This window comes from Paenibacillus sp. JT22N7 (assembly GCF_059383875.1).
Window position 1 is genome coordinate 91,209 of sequence record NZ_JBXENY010000006.1, and the last position, 15,524, is coordinate 106,732.

Here is a 15,524-nt window from a genome sequence, read left to right on the forward strand (position 1 = left end):
TATTTTCACGCTTTTGCTTCCATGTGACATAGACAAACATGGATTGAACATAGCCGTCACATCATGGGCTGGATGCCGCATATAATAGCGTAACGAGGTTACGGTGGAGGAGATGCAAACGGATGGCAAACAAAGCGCGCAAGGTCGCTATTGTAGGAGTCGGTCAGGTCGGTTCAAGCTGCGCGTATGCCTTAATTAACCAGTCGATTTGCGATGAGCTGCTGCTCATTGACCGCACGTTCGACCGGGCCTATGCACAGGCGCTCGATTTGTCGCACAGCATGGACTTTGTCCATGGCCGCACAAAGGTTGCTGCTGGAACGCTGGAGCAGTGCGGGGATGTGGACGTTATCCTTCTCTGCGCTGGGGCGTATCCCGTCGGCAGCGATGATCGGCTTGATGTGCTGCATACGGTGCGCGAGATTTATGAAACGATGATTCCGCGCATTATGAACAGCGGATTCAGCGGAATTTTTGTAGCGGCCGCCAATCCTGTGGATATTGTGACGTATGTCGTGTGGGAGCTGTCCGGCATGCCGCGTTGCCAAGTGATTGGCACCGGAACGTCCATCGACTCCTCGCGGCTCAAGACGCTGCTCTGCGAGCATTTTCCAGTGGATGCCCGCAGCGTGCAGGGCTATGTGCTTGGGGAGCATGGCGAGTCGCAGTTTCCCGCCTGGTCGCATGTGACGGTTGGCGGCAAGCCGCTGCTGCATATTTTGGCCCAGCATCCCGAGCGCTTCGGGCATGTGAAGCTCGGAGCGCTCGCGGAGCAGACCCGCAATGCCGGCTGGGAAATCTATACGCGCAAAGGCTCGACCAGCTTTGGCATCGGCAATGCGCTGGCGCATATTACCCGCTCTATTCTAAACGATGAGCATCGCATTATTGCCGTGTCTGCGATATTAAACGGCGAATATGGCCAGCAGCAAGTATGCGCTGGCGTCCCCGCGATCATCGCCCGCTGCGGGGTTAAGGAAATCGTCGAGCTCAAGCTGACTACGCGGGAGCAGCGGCTGATGGAGCGCTCATGCTCGATTATACGCCAGGCGATTGAGAGCCTGTGCCTCGTAACCGAGAAAGAATAGCTGCAAGCTTGGCCGACTAAAAACGGATTGATTTTTCTGATCGTATCCGATATGATAGCTGTTAATTAACATCAAGGAACGGGAGAGTAACCTACATGGGTGCCATTTCAAGCGAGCCGGGACAGTGGAAGCCGGCAATGGACGATTAGGTGAAGCGCACCCGGGAGATGGCGGCCTGAAACGAGCAATCATGCTAGGGACGTCCGGTTCAGCACCGTTACAACGGCGAGATGCCCCTCTTTGTTTCTGTGCGGAGGCGGCAACAAGAGTGGTACCGCGGGGATAACAGGCCTCGTCTCTTATTTTTAGAGACGGGGCCTTTTTGGCGTGCTGCTCTACTCTGGCCGGAACATTTATTTTAGAGAGGAAGATGATGATGCTGTTAATGGACAAAATCGCGCTGGCATTGGCCAAAGCGCTGGATCTGCCCGAAGCGGATATTCGGCCCTTGCTGGAATATCCGCCCGATGAGGAGCTTGGCGATGTTGCTTTCCCCTGCTTTACTTTGGCCCGCACGATGAAACAAAGCCCCGTTAACATTGCTGCTTTGCTTGAGCCCCTGCTGGCAGATGCGAGCTGGAGCGTTCGGGCTGCCGGCCCCTATTTGAATTTCAAATGGAATCGGGAACTGGCAGCCGCGCAGCTTATTGCAGATTGGCAGAACGGAACCCTCCTGCATGCAGCTATAGGGAATGGAGAGCGTGTCATAATCGACATGTCTTCGCCCAATATTGCGAAGCCGTTCGGTATTGGGCATTTGCGCTCGACGATGATCGGCAATGCGCTGTACCATATTTTGCGCAAGGTTGGCTATGAGACGGTCAGCGTCAATCACTTGGGCGATTGGGGCACGCAGTTCGGCAAGATGATTACCGCCTATCTAAAATGGGGCGACGAGCAGCAGCTTGCAGCCGATCCCATTAAGGGCTATTTGGAGCTGTATGTGCGTTTTCACGAAGAGGCAGAGCAGCACCCCGAGCTGGAGGATGAGGCGCGCAGCTGGTTCGCCAAGCTGGAAGCTGGCGATGCTGAAGCGATTCGCTGCTGGAGCCAGTTTATTGCCGACAGCCTGAAGGAGTTCAATAAGCTGTATGCCCGGCTCGGCGTCAGCTTTGACCATTTTCTTGGCGAAAGCTTCTATAACGATAAAATGGACGCCGTCGTCCAGCAGCTTCAGGAGCAGCAGCTGCTGGAGGAAAGTGAAGGCGCACAGGTCGTCCGGCTGGATGAGCATGAGCTGCCGCCTTGCCTCATTCGCAAATCCGATGGCACATCCATCTATGCGACACGTGATTTGGCGACTGCCATTTATCGCCATGAAGAGATGAAGGGCAGCGAGCTGCTGTATGTTGTCGGCTCGGAACAATCGCTGCATTTCCGCCAGCTGTTTCTCGTGCTTGAGAAAATGGGCTTTGCGTGGGCAGCCGCCTGCAAGCATATCCCGTTCGGGCTTATGAAGCTGGACGGGCAAAAAATGTCCACCCGCCGCGGCAAGGTCGTTTTTCTAGAAGAAGTGCTGGATGAAGCGGTACAGCGGGCTTTGCAAAAAATAGAGGAAAAGAATCCAGCGCTTGCAGGCAAGGCCGAGGTAGCCGAAGCGGTTGGCATTGGCGCCGTCGTGTTCGGTGATCTCAAAAATACGAGAATGCTCGCGGTCGATTTTGTGCTGGAGGATGTACTGAATTTTGAAGGGGAGACGGGCCCGTACGTGCAATATGCTTACGCCAGAACACAGCGGATATTGGCAAAAGCGGCCGGCAGCGACGTCGCAGCAGCACCTCAGCCTGCAGATTATGAGTATGTGACGGGCGATTATGCTTGGCTGCTAATGAAGATGCTTTTGCGCTACACAGCAGCCCTTGGAGACGCCGCCAAACGGCATGAGCCATCGATTCTCGCCAGATATTTGATTCAGCTCGCCCAGGCGTTCAATCGTTTTTATCATCATGACAAGGTGCTCGCTGGGGACGCTGGGGAGCGGATCGTTAAGCTTAAGCTGGTGCAGGTGGCTGCCGATGTGCTTAAGGAAGGCTTAGAGCTGCTCGGCTTGAAGACGCCGAAGGAAATTTAGACGCAAAGCGCAAAAAACAGGCATCCACCAGCCAGAGGCGGGGATGCCTGTTTTTGTAAGCTTGTTCAAACAAGTATTAGCTATTCGTCGGTTCCGGAATAAGATCCTTCTCGATGATCTGCTGATTGAAATGAGCAATGTTCTTCTCAAAGCAATTACAGTAGTAGTCTTTCCGGCACAATGGACACGGCACGTTCAGCATACGCGTAACGCCTGTTAATCTCCATACTGGCTTCTGGCTGTAGAACAAACGCGCCTTAGAACCTTCACTAAGTGTCATGATGAACTGATATAACCCTGAGGCAAGATCTTTGTCGGCTAAAATAACGTTCTTAATCTGCAGTTTCGAATTCAAGATTTTCACCCTTACTGTTCGTATTCAAGATTGTGTAATAATACCCTTTATAGCGCCTTAAGTCAATATTTCCGCCATTAGGTCCATCGTTTTGCTTTGAAAATCTTCATACGAAAGTAAGGAATTCCCGCTTCGGTGAATCCATTTTTATAACGAGGCATGCATGATTTATGCTCTTACACTTTTTTTCTCAAAGCAAAGATGAATATCAGATAGGCTATGATGAGAGCAAGATTGAACAGCGGAAGGATCGTTTTCCAAAGCTCATTCGGAGCCATTGCAAACATTAGCATTCCACCTATAAATAACAAATAGATGTTTTGCACTCTTCTTTGAGGCTCCCATCCTGCTCTTATGATACTAACAATGACCCATAATGTAATCAGCAAATAAGCGATTAGAGCAATTAAATTAAGCATGACCCTACCACCTCGTTCAGGGTTACAATAACGACGAACGTTTAATCGCTCGATTGCATGGATAAGCATAGATTCATCATTGCCTGAATTCATTTAAACACTTGTCTGCCAAATTCAATATTTACGCCAGCGACTAAATTTTATCATACAGAATTTTTATTATGGTTAAAAAAAGCAAAATTTAAAGTTGAAAGTGCTATAATAGCGTTTCATAACGAACCTGCTAGGCACATATGTAAACCAGATCGGGACTGAGGACTGAGATTCCGCTATTCTGACTTTTGAGCCGAGTTCAGGACGTAAGCGGACAGGAGAGCCGTTATCACTCCCATTATCCTAATAAAATGGCCATTTACAGCGCATTAGCGGCTCCTGAGTCCGCAGCCTGTGCCATAACCCGTGATCCTGTTAAAATAGCTGCTGCTGTGTCCGCCAAGTTTATCGGAAATACGTGTGACGCTAATTTTGATCTAATTCTGGCTCATTTTCGTTCATATAAAGGCACTAAAATAACTTCATATTAAGCTGGAGGTTTTTTCATGAAGTTTATAACAAAATCTTTAATAGATGTAAGTATACAGGAGACTAGACCAGCGCTAGTTCATTCTAAGCTTCCTTGTTTTTTGCAAAGCCTGTGAATTAAAGTAATTTAAATTAACCATAAAGAGGATGTCCTTAAGTAGCTGAGTAGCTGCTAGCTATTACGGACATCCTTATTTTTTCATAAATATAATGATGCAGCTTTTATTTCAATGTAATCACAAACGTAATAAAATCGTTCTGCTCCTGGGAATAAGTTGCGGCGACGATTTTTTTGCCAGAAGGGCTCCAGCCGAGATCATCGGATAAATATTGGACATCCAGCTTGATCGGCACTGTATCGCCACTAATGGCATCCGCTACAAATACGCCGTTGTCGCCGTCCGTTCCTTCCGATGTCAGGCTGTAGGCCAGCTTCTTGCCATCCGGCGACCAGCTTGTGCCAAATACTTGCGTCGCGCTGCCCAGCTCAATCGGCTCATTGCCCTTGGCATCCGTAATCATCAGCGTACGTGTCGTATTCGATGTCCGCTTCACCAAAGCGAGCTGCTTGCGCTCTGGCGAGGGAATCACCCAGACGACGTCCGTCGCCAGCTTCTCTGCCTGCTTGCTGCCATAGGGAAGAAAATACAGCACTTCATTCACCACATAATAAATGCCGCCCTCGCCAGGCACTGCCGTAAATATCCGATGATCGCTGCTCAAAATCGTCTCCAATGTGCCATCAACGCTCGCCTTGATTACTTTTCCCTCGACCGTCAAAAACAGCACATGCGTATCGTCCATCCACATGCCTGTCGTCGTATCGATCACATCGCTGCCCAGCTCGACCGACTCTCGCGTTTCTAAATTCATCATGTAGCCGTGGGCACTTTCTTCATTGTTCAGCTTATAAAATAAATATTTCCCATCCGGAGACGGCTTGGCAAATCCCTGATGCGCAGGCTGCTCATGCAAGGCCTTCTCCTGCTTCGTTGCCAGATCGTGCACATACAAATTGTTGGGAAACATCATTTCCCCTTCCACCGCTATTTTCTGCTCATTTTCATTGCGCTTGACGATGACCAGCTGCTCCTCGGTTATAAAGCTAATCCCCCGCGTTCTGTCTATTTGCGTTATTTGGCTAACAGCAACCTTCGTATCGGTCGATTGGCCCGGCTCTACGACGGTAATTGTTTTATCCGGCTTTTGAATTGTTTCGCGTGCAGGTGCCGTTCCGTCTGCGCAGCCCGCAAGCAGCAAAGCCACACAACAGGCAGCTGCGCCTGTATTTATCCATTTAAAATGGGTTTGTTTCATCTCGCATTTCCCCTCTCCCTTATTGCTATGCGCTTATTGTAATCCGCGGATGTTTCCGCCTCATCTCCAGCTTGTTTCGAACCTGTAAACCTTTACACCTTTAACCGCTATATAGCGGAAAATAGACCTTGAACGTCGTTCCATCCTCGCCCGACCTTACCAGTACAAGCTCACCCTTTTGCGCCTCGGCAAGCTGCTTAACGAGCGACAGGCCAAGTCCCGTTCCTCCCGATATGCGGGAGCGGTCGCGGTTGACCGTATAGAAAGGCTCAAAAATTTTGTCATGCGCTTCCGCTGGAATGCCAATACCCGTATCCCGCACGACAACATTGACCCGAGCTCCGTCCACATGCAGCGCAACCTCAATACGTCCGCCAGGACGATTATATTTAATGGCATTATCAATTAAGTTGATGAATATTTGCATCAGGCTCTCCCGATCGGCCCAGATGACAGCAGGCTCCAGCTGCGTTTGCAGCAACAAATCAAATTTTGCCGCCTTGCCCTGCATGCGCGTGCACAAATCGAGCAGCAGCTCATCCAGCTGCAGCACCTCGGCCTGCTGCTCGAACGCATACTTTTCCAGCGCCGCCAAATGCAGCACCTTCTCGACCATATCGTACAGCCGCCCGGACTCTTTGCCCATGCTTTGAATCGCCTCATCAATGAGCTTCGGATCATCGCGGTACATATCCAGCAAATCTACATACGCCCGAATCGACGTGAGCGGCGTCTTGAACTCATGGCTAATGTTGCCGATGAACTGCTTCTGTTGCTGCTCCAATTGCTGCAGCTTGAGGATGGCGAGCGTAAGCTTGCGCTGCTCCTCCTTCATTTCCTCAATATGCCGTTCAATGGCGCTGCTCATGAAAAAAATATCCTGGCTTAAGTCGCCCAGCTCATCGCGCCTGCGTACGGGATTTTGCTGCAAATACCGCCCTTCTCGAATGTTGCCCGCTGCGCTTCTCAGCCGGGAAATGACCGCGGCCAGCCTATAAAAATACGCATAGCCCATGGCGGCCCCTGCCACCACGGCAATAATGCCCGCCGTTTGAAACAGCTCGCGGATGGTCTGGGCGAACAGATGGTCATTTTTCAACGAGTAATGGAAGCTGACTACGCCAAGCAATCCATCCTCGCCCTGCAAAGGAGCAAAATAAATCAGGGAATCCCCCGCTGTCTGATAGGCGATTTTGCCAACCAGGGCATATTGCAGCGTGTCGGACAAATTTGTTCCTTTCTCTCCGCCAACGGGAATGGAGCTGCCGGCTTCTTTGCCCTGCGTGTCATACAGCGTCGTCTGCATGCCGCTGATCATTGAAATGTAGAGCGCCAGCCGCTGCCCTCTCAACGGCATGAAGGCATCAAGGGCAAGCGGCGGTTCGCTAGTAGCGAAGCTTTGCCGAACGTATTGTGCCGCTACCTCGCTTTGCTTGGCCAGCAGCTTCTCTGTTCGTTCCTGCTGATCGCGCTTGATCCCGCTCAGCACCATCATGCTCAGTACGCTAACGGTAAGCGCCAGCAGCACGATCAGCACAATGCTCATCCGCAGCTTTAAGCTGATTCTCATGACGGCTCACCGGATTGCCCCGGCTCATTCGCTTTTATCGATGACGAGACTGACTCCGCCGAAGTGTCCTGCGTATTCCCAGATCCAGCGCTTATCTTTGATGCCCCAGCTGTTGACGCTCCTGCCTTTGAAGCTTTGTAGCCGATGCCGTATACGGTCTGGAGCAGCGTCTGGCTCGAATCGCCCAGCTTTTTGCGCAGCCGCTGAATATGAATGTCTACCGTGCGCGTTCCGCCCGCGTATTCCATATCCCAGACCAAATCAAGCAGCTCCTCCCGGGTATAAACCCGCTCGGGATGCGACAGCAGCAGCGCTGCCAGATCAAATTCCTTTGGCGTCAGCTCAATAGCAGCACCGCCAGCCGTAATGAGCCGCTGCTGCAGGTTCAGGCGAATGCTGCCAAGCTCATACACATCCGGCTCCTCCTCGCGCCCCGCCAGCTTCTGGGTGCGCCGCATCAGCGCCTTCGCTCTGGCAACAAGCTCGCGCAAATCAAATGGCTTCGTCATATAATCGTCGGCGCCCAGCTCAAGCCCCAGCACCTTGTCGACGATGTCATTTTTGACCGTGAGCAAAATAATGCCGACGCCATGGAGATTCTCCAGCTTCCGGCACACTTCATAGCCGTTCATGCGCGGCATCATTACGTCTAAAATAATGACATGCGGCTGGAAGACGGCTACCTTCTCCAACGCCTCTTCCCCATCGCCAGCGGTCTCGACCAAATAGCCCTCGCGTCTGAATGCATAGGCAACGGCGCTGACGATACTCGCTTCATCATCTACGACCAATATTTTTTTATCTATCATCTGACCTGTCATCCTTCACCGCTCCCACCTGTGCCTATCTAACCCAGATTACCCATTAGATCGCAGCATAATGCAATTTTGCATCGCCAATATATCGAACTTGTTTCCAACTTGTAAACATGTATGAACAAAGAATGGATAGGTGCGCTGTGGTCGCCGATTGTCCAGCAGAAGCCGCAAAATAAAAATTGAAATAGTTGGGAACACCCGATTGGTTTAGGGTAAGAGAAATTAGATCATCTTAACAGAATACGCATTTGCAGGACATGTTCCCTAAACATCATTATACATTGCAGGAGGTTTTCGACGATGGCGAATGAACAAACGAGGACAGGCAACGGCAGACTGGCGGGCAAAGCTGCTCTAATAACGGGAGCCGGCTCTGGCATCGGCCGCGCAGCGGCACTGCTGTTCGCCAAGGAAGGCGCTAATCTGGCACTGCTCGATGTGAATGAGGACGGGCTGGCCAAGGTCAAGCAGGAGGCCGAAGCTTTCGGCGTCACTTGCGCAACAGCCGTGACCGATATTTCAAGCGAGGAAGCGATCGAAGCGGCGTATAAATTGGCGTTAGACAAGCTGGGCCAGCTTGACATCGTCTATGCCAATGCCGGCATTAACGGCTCCATGGCGCCCATTGAGCTGATGAAGCTGGAGGATTGGAGCAAGACGATCAACATTAACCTGAACGGCACGTTTCTGACCGTGAAGCATGCCATTCCAGCGCTTAAGGAAAAGGGCGGCAGCATTTTGATTACGAGCTCCATTAACGGCAACCGCGTCTTCTCGAATATCGGGTTCAGCGCATACAGCAGCACAAAGGCGGCGCAGGTCGCTTTCACTCAGATGGCGGCGCTGGAGCTGGCGAATTACCGCATTCGCGTCAATGCCATCTGCCCTGGCTCCATTAAGACGAATATTGATAAAAGCACGAAACGCTCGCCTTATTTGGAGGAGGTGCAAATTCCGGTCAACTTTCCGGAAGGCGACCAGCCGCTGGAGAAGGGGCCCGGCTCCCCTGAGCAAGTCGCCCAGCTTGCGCTGTTCCTCGGCTCGGATGATTCATATCACATTACGGGCACAACGGTATACATTGACGGAGCGGAATCCTTGCTTCACGGCTAGCTAAACCAACTGCAGGGCAGGAGAGGAGAAACAACTATTTATGCTAAGAGAAGCCATTCACCACACCCCAAGCCACAAATGGGCCTACGCCTATGATTTGAGCACCTATCACATCCGGCTGCGCACGAAAAAAAATGATGTGGAGGATGTCGTCATGGTCGCCGGAGACAAATACGACTGGAATGGCAACCTCCAAGAGATTGTAATGGAAAAAATAGCGTCCGATCAGCTGTTTGATTACTGGGAGGGCGTTATCATCCCGAAATACAAACGCTTCTCCTATGGCTTCCGTCTGCATGCCGGCACAGAGACGATGTGGAAGATCGAGACCGGATTTTATGCGCAGCAGCCGACGCCTCCAGGCGGCTATTTCGAGGTGCCCTACATTCATGAGGTCGACTTGTTCGATGCGCCAGATTGGGCGAAAAACGCGGTTTTTTATCAAATCATGGTAGACCGCTTCAATAACGGTGACAAGGAAAACGACCATGATTACGTAAGGCCTTGGGGAGAAACGCCCGATATTCATTCGCACTTTGGCGGCGACTTGCAGGGGATTTTAGATAAGCTGGAATACATTAGCGATTTGGGCGTAAATGCGATTTATTTGACACCGCTGTTCACTTCGCCCTCCAATCATAAATACGATACGGTAGATTATCATACGATTGATCCGCAGTTCGGCGATCTTGAGCTGCTCAAGAAGCTGGTCGATGAGTGCCACAAGCGCGGCATTCGCGTCGTGCTGGATGCGGTGTTCAACCATGTGAGCGAGCAATTCCCCCATTTTCAGGATGTGCTGAAAAATGGAGAAAAGTCCAAATACAAAGACTGGTTTCATTTGAACCACTTTCCGGTCGCTGTACAAGATGGCAAAGCAAACTATGATACGTTCGGCTTTTATGGCAACATGCCCAAGCTCAACACCGCCAATCCTGAAGTGAAAAAATATTTGCTCGACGTCGCCGTCCATTGGATTCGTGAAACGGATATTGACGGCTGGCGGCTCGATGTCGCCGACGAAATCGACCATCATTTCTGGCGGGAATTCCGCGGCGCTGTCAAGGCTGTGAAGCATGAGACCTACATTATCGGCGAGGTGTGGGGGGACGCGCTGCGCTGGCTGCAGGGCGACCAGTTCGATTCGTCGATGAACTATCCCTTTACGAACAGCGTGCTTGATTTTTTCGCAAACAACGGCAGGCATGCATCGGATTTTGCCGAAGAGGTGAACCGCCTGCTCGTGCGTTATCCGCAGCAGACGAACGAGGCGCTGCTTAACCTGCTATCGAGCCATGACATCCCGCGCTCCTTGACCAGAATGGGCGGCGATAAACGGCGGGCCAAGCTGGCAGCGGTGTTTATGATGACGTCGATGGGCGTTCCTTGCGTCTTCTACGGCGATGAGGTTGGTTTGCAAGGCGGCGGCGACCCCGATTGCCGCAAATGCATGGAATGGGACGAGGCGAAGCAGGATCGGGATTTGCATGATTTTTATCGCATCATCATTTCGCTCCGCAAAAAGCATGAGGCGCTGCGCTGCGGCCGCTTCCGCTTCCTGCAAGCGAGCAGCGAGAAAGGCACCTTCGTCTATGAGCGGATGAACAATAAGCAGCATTTCACCATTTGGATGAACAATACAGAGGAAAATGTATTCCTCGCCCACCCGATGCTGGCTGGCGGCTGGCGTGATGCGCTTACCGAGGAAGAAGTGGCAACGTTCGAGGAGCAGCTTCGCATTGAGCTGGAACCGATGGGTTACCGGATTTTGTACCGGAACATTTAAAGTTAAAGCAGCTTGAATAGAACTTGCATAGGACTTGAACAGGCAGCAGAAAAGGGACAGGGATCGGTTTTGTCGATGGCCTGTCCCTTCTTTGTACTGCTTAATCGGATAAATGCGAAGCATAGCGCCCTCCGCGCCCCTCAATGAACAGAAATTGCACCTTGGGCTGGAGCTTGCCAAGGGCGATTACCTCATCTAATGTCAGCGTAGAATGGCGCAGCTTGAAATGAAAATGCGGCTGGCAGTTAAAACGCTCAGAGGCGAACAATGCTTCATAGCTTGTATAAGGAATCGCATCCTCCGGCACGTCATCAATCGTTTCAATCCGCTCAGAAAAGTCCAGCTGCTGTAAATCGTTATAATAGGGACATTCAGCGAGACGGGCAATAAAAGATTCCTCTGTAAAACCTACCTGCAGCCTCAGCACACGGAGCGGATGGCCTTCCATTTCGAAAAAAGCTTCATCCGGCACTGTAGGCGTCTGGAAGGTGAGAACAGCTGGCATTTTGGCAAGCAGCTTCGTCACCATGCCATGCTCCTCTTCATAATCGCACCCGATGAAGCGGACGTTATGATCGCCTGAATCTGTGAGCTGTACGAGGAAGGAACGCAGTGCCGAAAACTCCGCCTCCGAATGCACGATGCGCGAGAAATTCCATTCATTCAGACCGTTCGCGCCTTCATCAGGCCCCGTGAAGGTTAGCGATGCAAGATGGGGAGCCACCTCAGGCAAACAAATAAATTCCAAGAACTTTACAAAAGGATAGTTCGTCTCGTAGTCGAAATCATCTGCGGAAATCGAAGGATCTTCATCATAGCCAACACCGTAAAACATCAGCTCGTACTGGTCGCCAACCTGGGCAAAGCTGACTTTAGCATCATTGCCGGGTGACCAAATAGCGTGCTCCGGGCCATAGCTTTGCTTAATATCCATTTGATAGTGGTAAATACGCTGCTGCAGCTCCAATAAGCGCTCAATCATCACCGGTCGCACTCCTTTTTCAAGACCAATTTCATTCTCAATCATTATAGAGCCAGCTCCGTATAAAGCGCTATGTAACGCTCCGCAGATGCTCCCCAGCTGTAATCTCCAGCAAAGGCGGCGGCGGTGAGCTTGCCCCGATGCGACTCATTCCACCATATATGAATGGCATAGCGAATCGTATTCAGCATTTCTTGGCTATTGTAATTGGTGAAGGAGAAGCCGTTGCCTTCTCCCGTCCACTCGTTGTAGCTTTGAACGGTGTCCTTCAGCCCGCCTACTTCTCGCACGATAGGCAAGCTGCCATACCGCAGCGCCAGAAGCTGGCTGATGCCGCACGGCTCGAATAGCGACGGCATGAGGAACATATCGGAGGCAGCATAAATACGGCGGGCTACGCCATCATCAAAGCCGATCCACGATACCATTTTGTCCGGATAACGATGCTGGGCTGCACGGAATGCATGCTCCATCTCGGGCTCACCCGTACCGAGCAGCACAAGCTGGATATTTTCCGTTTGCAGCAGCTCGTCCAGCACTTCCAGCACGAGGGGCAGCCCTTTTTGATCCACTAGCCTGCCGACCATTCCGATTAGGGGAATGGCATCGTTGACCGGCAGTCCAAGCTCCTGCTGGAGTGCGGCTTTATTTTGCTTTTTCACGTTGAGGCTGTCCTTGTATGGGAATGGAATGAACGGATCGGTCTCCGGATTGTAGCTGCGGGCGTCGATGCCGTTGACAATGCCGAGAAGCCGGTCGCCTTTGGCGCGCAGCGTGCCGTCCATGCCATACCCGTATTCAGCAGTTCGGATTTCGTTGGCATAGGTCGGACTGACGGTCGTCACCCGGTCTGCAAGCTGAATGCCCGCCTTCATAAAGCTCACCGAACCATGATATTCAACTCCATCCGGGGTGAACATCTCATTTTGCAATCCCAGCCAATCGCCCAGCGCATGATGCGGATAATTGCCTTGATATTGCAAATTATGAATGGTAAACACCGTCTTCACGCGGGAATATTCCGGGCGATGCCAATAATGATGCTTGAGCAGGGCGGGAATCATGCCCGTATGCCAATCATGGCAATGCAGCACATCGGGGATAAAGCCCATTACCGGCAGCGCATCAAGCACAGCCCGGCAGAAAAACGCATAACGCTCGCCGTCATCCCCGTAGCCATAAGCCGAGCCGCGACGGAAATAATGCTCATTGTCGATAAAATAATAGACGACTCCGTCATGTTCCAGCTCCTTGATGCCGCAATATACTTGCCGCCAGCCTACCGATACATAAATGAAGCCAAGCTCCTTCATCTGCGCTCGATATACGTCCTTCACCGAAGCGTAAAGCGGCATAATAACGCGCACATTGGCGCCCTTCTCATTCAATGCTTCCGGCAGTGAGCCTGCTACATCAGCAAGGCCGCCCGTCTTCATAAATGGCACGCATTCTGCTGCCGCAAACAATACGTTCATGCATTTCATCCCCTGCTCTTTGGTTTCATAATGCTGCAATGACGATTTAACGCTTAACGGGAACGCTGAACCTTTACTCGCCGCAAAATAAGGATAGATAACGGCGGCAGCGGCAGCTCTACGCTGTTTTTCTTATCATGCCAGCTGATACGCTGCGATGCAATGGCGCCACCTTCCCGCAGCAGCTCCGCTTGAAAACCCGATCCGCCATAAGCAGGCTCATCGCTGTTCAGCACGATTTCATAATCGCCTGCGCTCGGTACGCCAATGCGGTAAACCGGATGCGCGTAATCGGTAAAATTGCACAGCATAATGAGCGCTTCCCCCTTCGGGCTGGCTAATCTGCGATATGAGAGGACGCTTTGCAAATCATCCTCGTGCTCTATCCATTCAAAGCCCCTGTAATCATGGTCGAGCTTCCACAGCGTTTTCTCCTGGGCATACAGCTGATTCAGCCTGCGGGTATAAGCCTGCATCCGCCAATGCGGCTCATAATCCAGCAGCAGCCAGTCCAGCTCCGCGTCGTCCTTCCACTCGATGAACTGGGCAAATTCGCCGCCCATGAACAGCAGCTTTTTGCCTGGATGGGTCATCATATAGCCGTAGAACAGCCGCAGTCCGGCAAATTTCTGCTCATAGCTTCCGGGCATTTTGTTCAGCAGCGATTTTTTCCCATGCACGACCTCATCATGGGAAAGCGGCAGCGCATGATTGTCCTGCCAGGCATACCAGATCGGGAAGGTCAGCAGATTATGTTTGGTTTTACGGTTGAAAAAATGCTCCTTGGCATAGCTGAGCGTGTCATTCATCCAGCCCATATTCCACTTATAATTAAAGCCAAGCCCGCCTTCGTCGACCGCTTTCGTAACGCCGGGATAAGCATGCGACTCCTCGGCCATCATAAGGGCATGCGGGTAATATTGAAAAACCGTCTTATTCAGCTGGCGCAAAAAAGCGATGCCTTCCAGATGCTCCTTGCCGCCGAATTCATTCGGACGCCACTGGCCTGGTTTTTTATCAAAATCATGATACAAAATGCTGGTGACCGCATCAACGCGCAAGCCATCAATATGAAACAGATCGAACCAAAACAAGGCATTCGAAATTAAGAAATTGCGAACCTCCGGCTTTCCGTAATCGAAGGCGAGTGTTCCCCAGCCGAGCTTCTCGGCAATGAGCGGGTCATCATTTTCAAACAGAGCCGAGCCGTCAAAGCGGCGTAAGCCATGTGAATCCTTGGCAAAATGCCCCGGCACCCAGTCTAGAATGACACCGATACCGTTTTGATGACAGCGATCCACCAGCTCCATTAATTGCTGCGGTTCACCGTAGCGGGAAGTTGCGGCATAATAGCCTGTCGGCTGATAGCCCCATGATTTATCGTACGGATGCTCGGTCAGCGGCAGCAGCTCCAGATGGGTATACCCCATGTCCGCTACATACGCGACCAATTGATCAGCCAGCTCGCTGTAGGATAGCAGAGTATCGTCTTTATGCCTCCGCCAGCTGCCAAGATGCACCTCGTAAATGTTCATCGGACGGGCGTACGGCGCTTTTTTTCCGCGCATCCACGCCTCATCCTGCCACGAATAACCGTCCAGCGACCAGACGCGCGATGCGGTTTGCGGCCTTACTTCGGCATAAACGGCATAAGGATCAGCTTTGAGCAGCCTCTCACCATTTTGGGCTATGATTTCATATTTATACAAAGCGCCTTTCGGCATATTCGGGAAGAAGCCTGTCCATATGCCGGACTTGTTAAGCCGGGTTAGCGGCTCATTGCCGCCATGCCACCCGTTAAAATCCGTCGCCAGACGAACCTCTCGTGCCTCCGGCGCCCAAACGTTAAAGCGAGTGCCTTCGATTCCATGCTCAGTTGATTGGTGAGCGCCCATTTTTCGATAGCTATGCGCCCATGTTCCTTCATGAAACAGAAATATTTCCTCTTCGGACAATGTGGAGATTTCCATCCATTTCACCCGCTTTATGTTCGCAATGAACGTATAGT

General features: G+C 51.5%; 12 protein-coding genes and 1 other annotated feature. Of the genes, 4 read left to right on the plus strand and 8 right to left on the minus strand.

Translation table 11 applies throughout. The features are described from left to right. Positions 1 to 122: 122 nt before the first annotated feature. Both AC50Y5_RS17505 and argS read left to right on the plus strand, forming a co-directional pair. Positions 123 to 1,088: an L-lactate dehydrogenase gene (locus AC50Y5_RS17505; RefSeq protein WP_056033838.1), complete on the plus strand. Its 966-nt coding sequence runs from the start codon at positions 123 to 125 to the stop codon at positions 1,086 to 1,088. 65 nt (positions 1,089 to 1,153) lie between these two features. Next, positions 1,154 to 1,391 (plus strand) — a binding site (T-box leader). A gap of 76 nt (positions 1,392 to 1,467) precedes the next feature. Continuing rightward, the gene (gene argS / locus AC50Y5_RS17510) at positions 1,468 to 3,159 is read left to right on the plus strand and encodes an arginine--tRNA ligase (protein WP_442952523.1); all 1,692 of its coding nucleotides are present in this window, start codon (positions 1,468 to 1,470) and stop codon (positions 3,157 to 3,159) included. Positions 3,160 to 3,235: 76 nt separating this feature from the next. Here argS and AC50Y5_RS17515 read toward each other — a convergent pair whose 3' ends face one another. From AC50Y5_RS17515 to AC50Y5_RS17535, 5 genes are all read right to left on the minus strand, one after another. After that, positions 3,236 to 3,514, minus strand: a complete 279-nt coding sequence (locus AC50Y5_RS17515) for a hypothetical protein (RefSeq protein ID WP_046233598.1) — start codon at positions 3,512 to 3,514, stop codon at positions 3,236 to 3,238. Positions 3,515 to 3,690: 176 nt separating this feature from the next. After that, positions 3,691 to 3,933 (minus strand): hypothetical protein, encoded by a 243-nt coding sequence (locus AC50Y5_RS17520; RefSeq protein ID WP_056033835.1) that lies wholly within the window; start codon positions 3,931 to 3,933, stop codon positions 3,691 to 3,693. Between the two features lie 744 nt (positions 3,934 to 4,677). Then, complete coding sequence (locus tag AC50Y5_RS17525; protein WP_494862461.1) at positions 4,678 to 5,772, minus strand: hypothetical protein; 1,095 nt, start codon at positions 5,770 to 5,772, stop codon at positions 4,678 to 4,680. 100 nt (positions 5,773 to 5,872) lie between these two features. Next, entirely contained in the window at positions 5,873 to 7,342 is a 1,470-nt protein-coding gene (locus AC50Y5_RS17530) for a sensor histidine kinase (protein WP_494862463.1), read from the minus strand. Then, the gene (locus tag AC50Y5_RS17535) at positions 7,339 to 8,148 is read right to left on the minus strand and encodes a response regulator transcription factor (protein ID WP_494862891.1); all 810 of its coding nucleotides are present in this window, start codon (positions 8,146 to 8,148) and stop codon (positions 7,339 to 7,341) included. Before AC50Y5_RS17535 ends, AC50Y5_RS17530 begins: the two co-directional genes overlap by 4 nt. A 312-nt stretch (positions 8,149 to 8,460) precedes the next feature. On the opposite strand from AC50Y5_RS17535, the gene AC50Y5_RS17540 reads away from it, so the two are divergent. Continuing rightward, complete coding sequence (locus tag AC50Y5_RS17540) at positions 8,461 to 9,273, plus strand: SDR family oxidoreductase (RefSeq protein ID WP_056033826.1); 813 nt, start codon at positions 8,461 to 8,463, stop codon at positions 9,271 to 9,273. Between the two features lie 40 nt (positions 9,274 to 9,313). Continuing rightward, positions 9,314 to 11,059 carry an alpha-glycosidase gene (locus AC50Y5_RS17545; RefSeq protein WP_056033823.1) on the plus strand — a complete coding sequence of 582 codons (1,746 nt, stop codon included), beginning with the start codon at positions 9,314 to 9,316 and terminating at the stop codon, positions 11,057 to 11,059. Positions 11,060 to 11,159: 100 nt separating this feature from the next. On the opposite strand, the gene AC50Y5_RS17550 is transcribed toward AC50Y5_RS17545, so the two are convergent. The 3 genes from AC50Y5_RS17550 to glgB are packed head-to-tail and all read right to left on the minus strand — an operon-like array spanning position 11,160 to position 15,486. Then, entirely contained in the window at positions 11,160 to 12,086 is a 927-nt protein-coding gene (locus AC50Y5_RS17550; RefSeq protein WP_494862466.1) for a hypothetical protein, read from the minus strand. Next, entirely contained in the window at positions 12,086 to 13,516 is a 1,431-nt protein-coding gene (gene glgA / locus AC50Y5_RS17555) for a glycogen synthase GlgA (protein ID WP_494862468.1), read from the minus strand. The genes AC50Y5_RS17550 and glgA overlap by 1 nt, the downstream gene beginning before the upstream one ends. 53 nt (positions 13,517 to 13,569) lie before the next feature. Continuing rightward, on the minus strand, positions 13,570 to 15,486 hold the full coding sequence (glgB, locus tag AC50Y5_RS17560; protein ID WP_494862470.1) for a 1,4-alpha-glucan branching protein GlgB: 1,917 nt from the start codon (positions 15,484 to 15,486) through the stop codon (positions 13,570 to 13,572). Between the last annotated feature and the right edge of the window lie 38 nt (positions 15,487 to 15,524).

What these genes read in the sequence shown, in the direction of transcription:
- glgB (WP_494862470.1), bottom strand. Translation starts at nt 15,486, where the DNA reads ATGGAAATCTCCACATTGTCCGAAGAGGAAATATTTCTGTTTCATGAA.
- AC50Y5_RS17520 (WP_056033835.1), bottom strand. Translation starts at nt 3,933, where the DNA reads ATGCTTAATTTAATTGCTCTAATCGCTTATTTGCTGATTACATTATGG.
- AC50Y5_RS17545 (WP_056033823.1), top strand. Translation starts at nt 9,314, where the DNA reads ATGCTAAGAGAAGCCATTCACCACACCCCAAGCCACAAATGGGCCTAC.
- AC50Y5_RS17530 (WP_494862463.1), bottom strand. Translation starts at nt 7,342, where the DNA reads ATGAGAATCAGCTTAAAGCTGCGGATGAGCATTGTGCTGATCGTGCTG.
- AC50Y5_RS17540 (WP_056033826.1), top strand. Translation starts at nt 8,461, where the DNA reads ATGGCGAATGAACAAACGAGGACAGGCAACGGCAGACTGGCGGGCAAA.
- AC50Y5_RS17525 (WP_494862461.1), bottom strand. Translation starts at nt 5,772, where the DNA reads ATGAAACAAACCCATTTTAAATGGATAAATACAGGCGCAGCTGCCTGT.
- glgA (WP_494862468.1), bottom strand. Translation starts at nt 13,516, where the DNA reads ATGAACGTATTGTTTGCGGCAGCAGAATGCGTGCCATTTATGAAGACG.
- AC50Y5_RS17505 (WP_056033838.1), top strand. Translation starts at nt 123, where the DNA reads ATGGCAAACAAAGCGCGCAAGGTCGCTATTGTAGGAGTCGGTCAGGTC.
- AC50Y5_RS17550 (WP_494862466.1), bottom strand. Translation starts at nt 12,086, where the DNA reads ATGATTGAGAATGAAATTGGTCTTGAAAAAGGAGTGCGACCGGTGATG.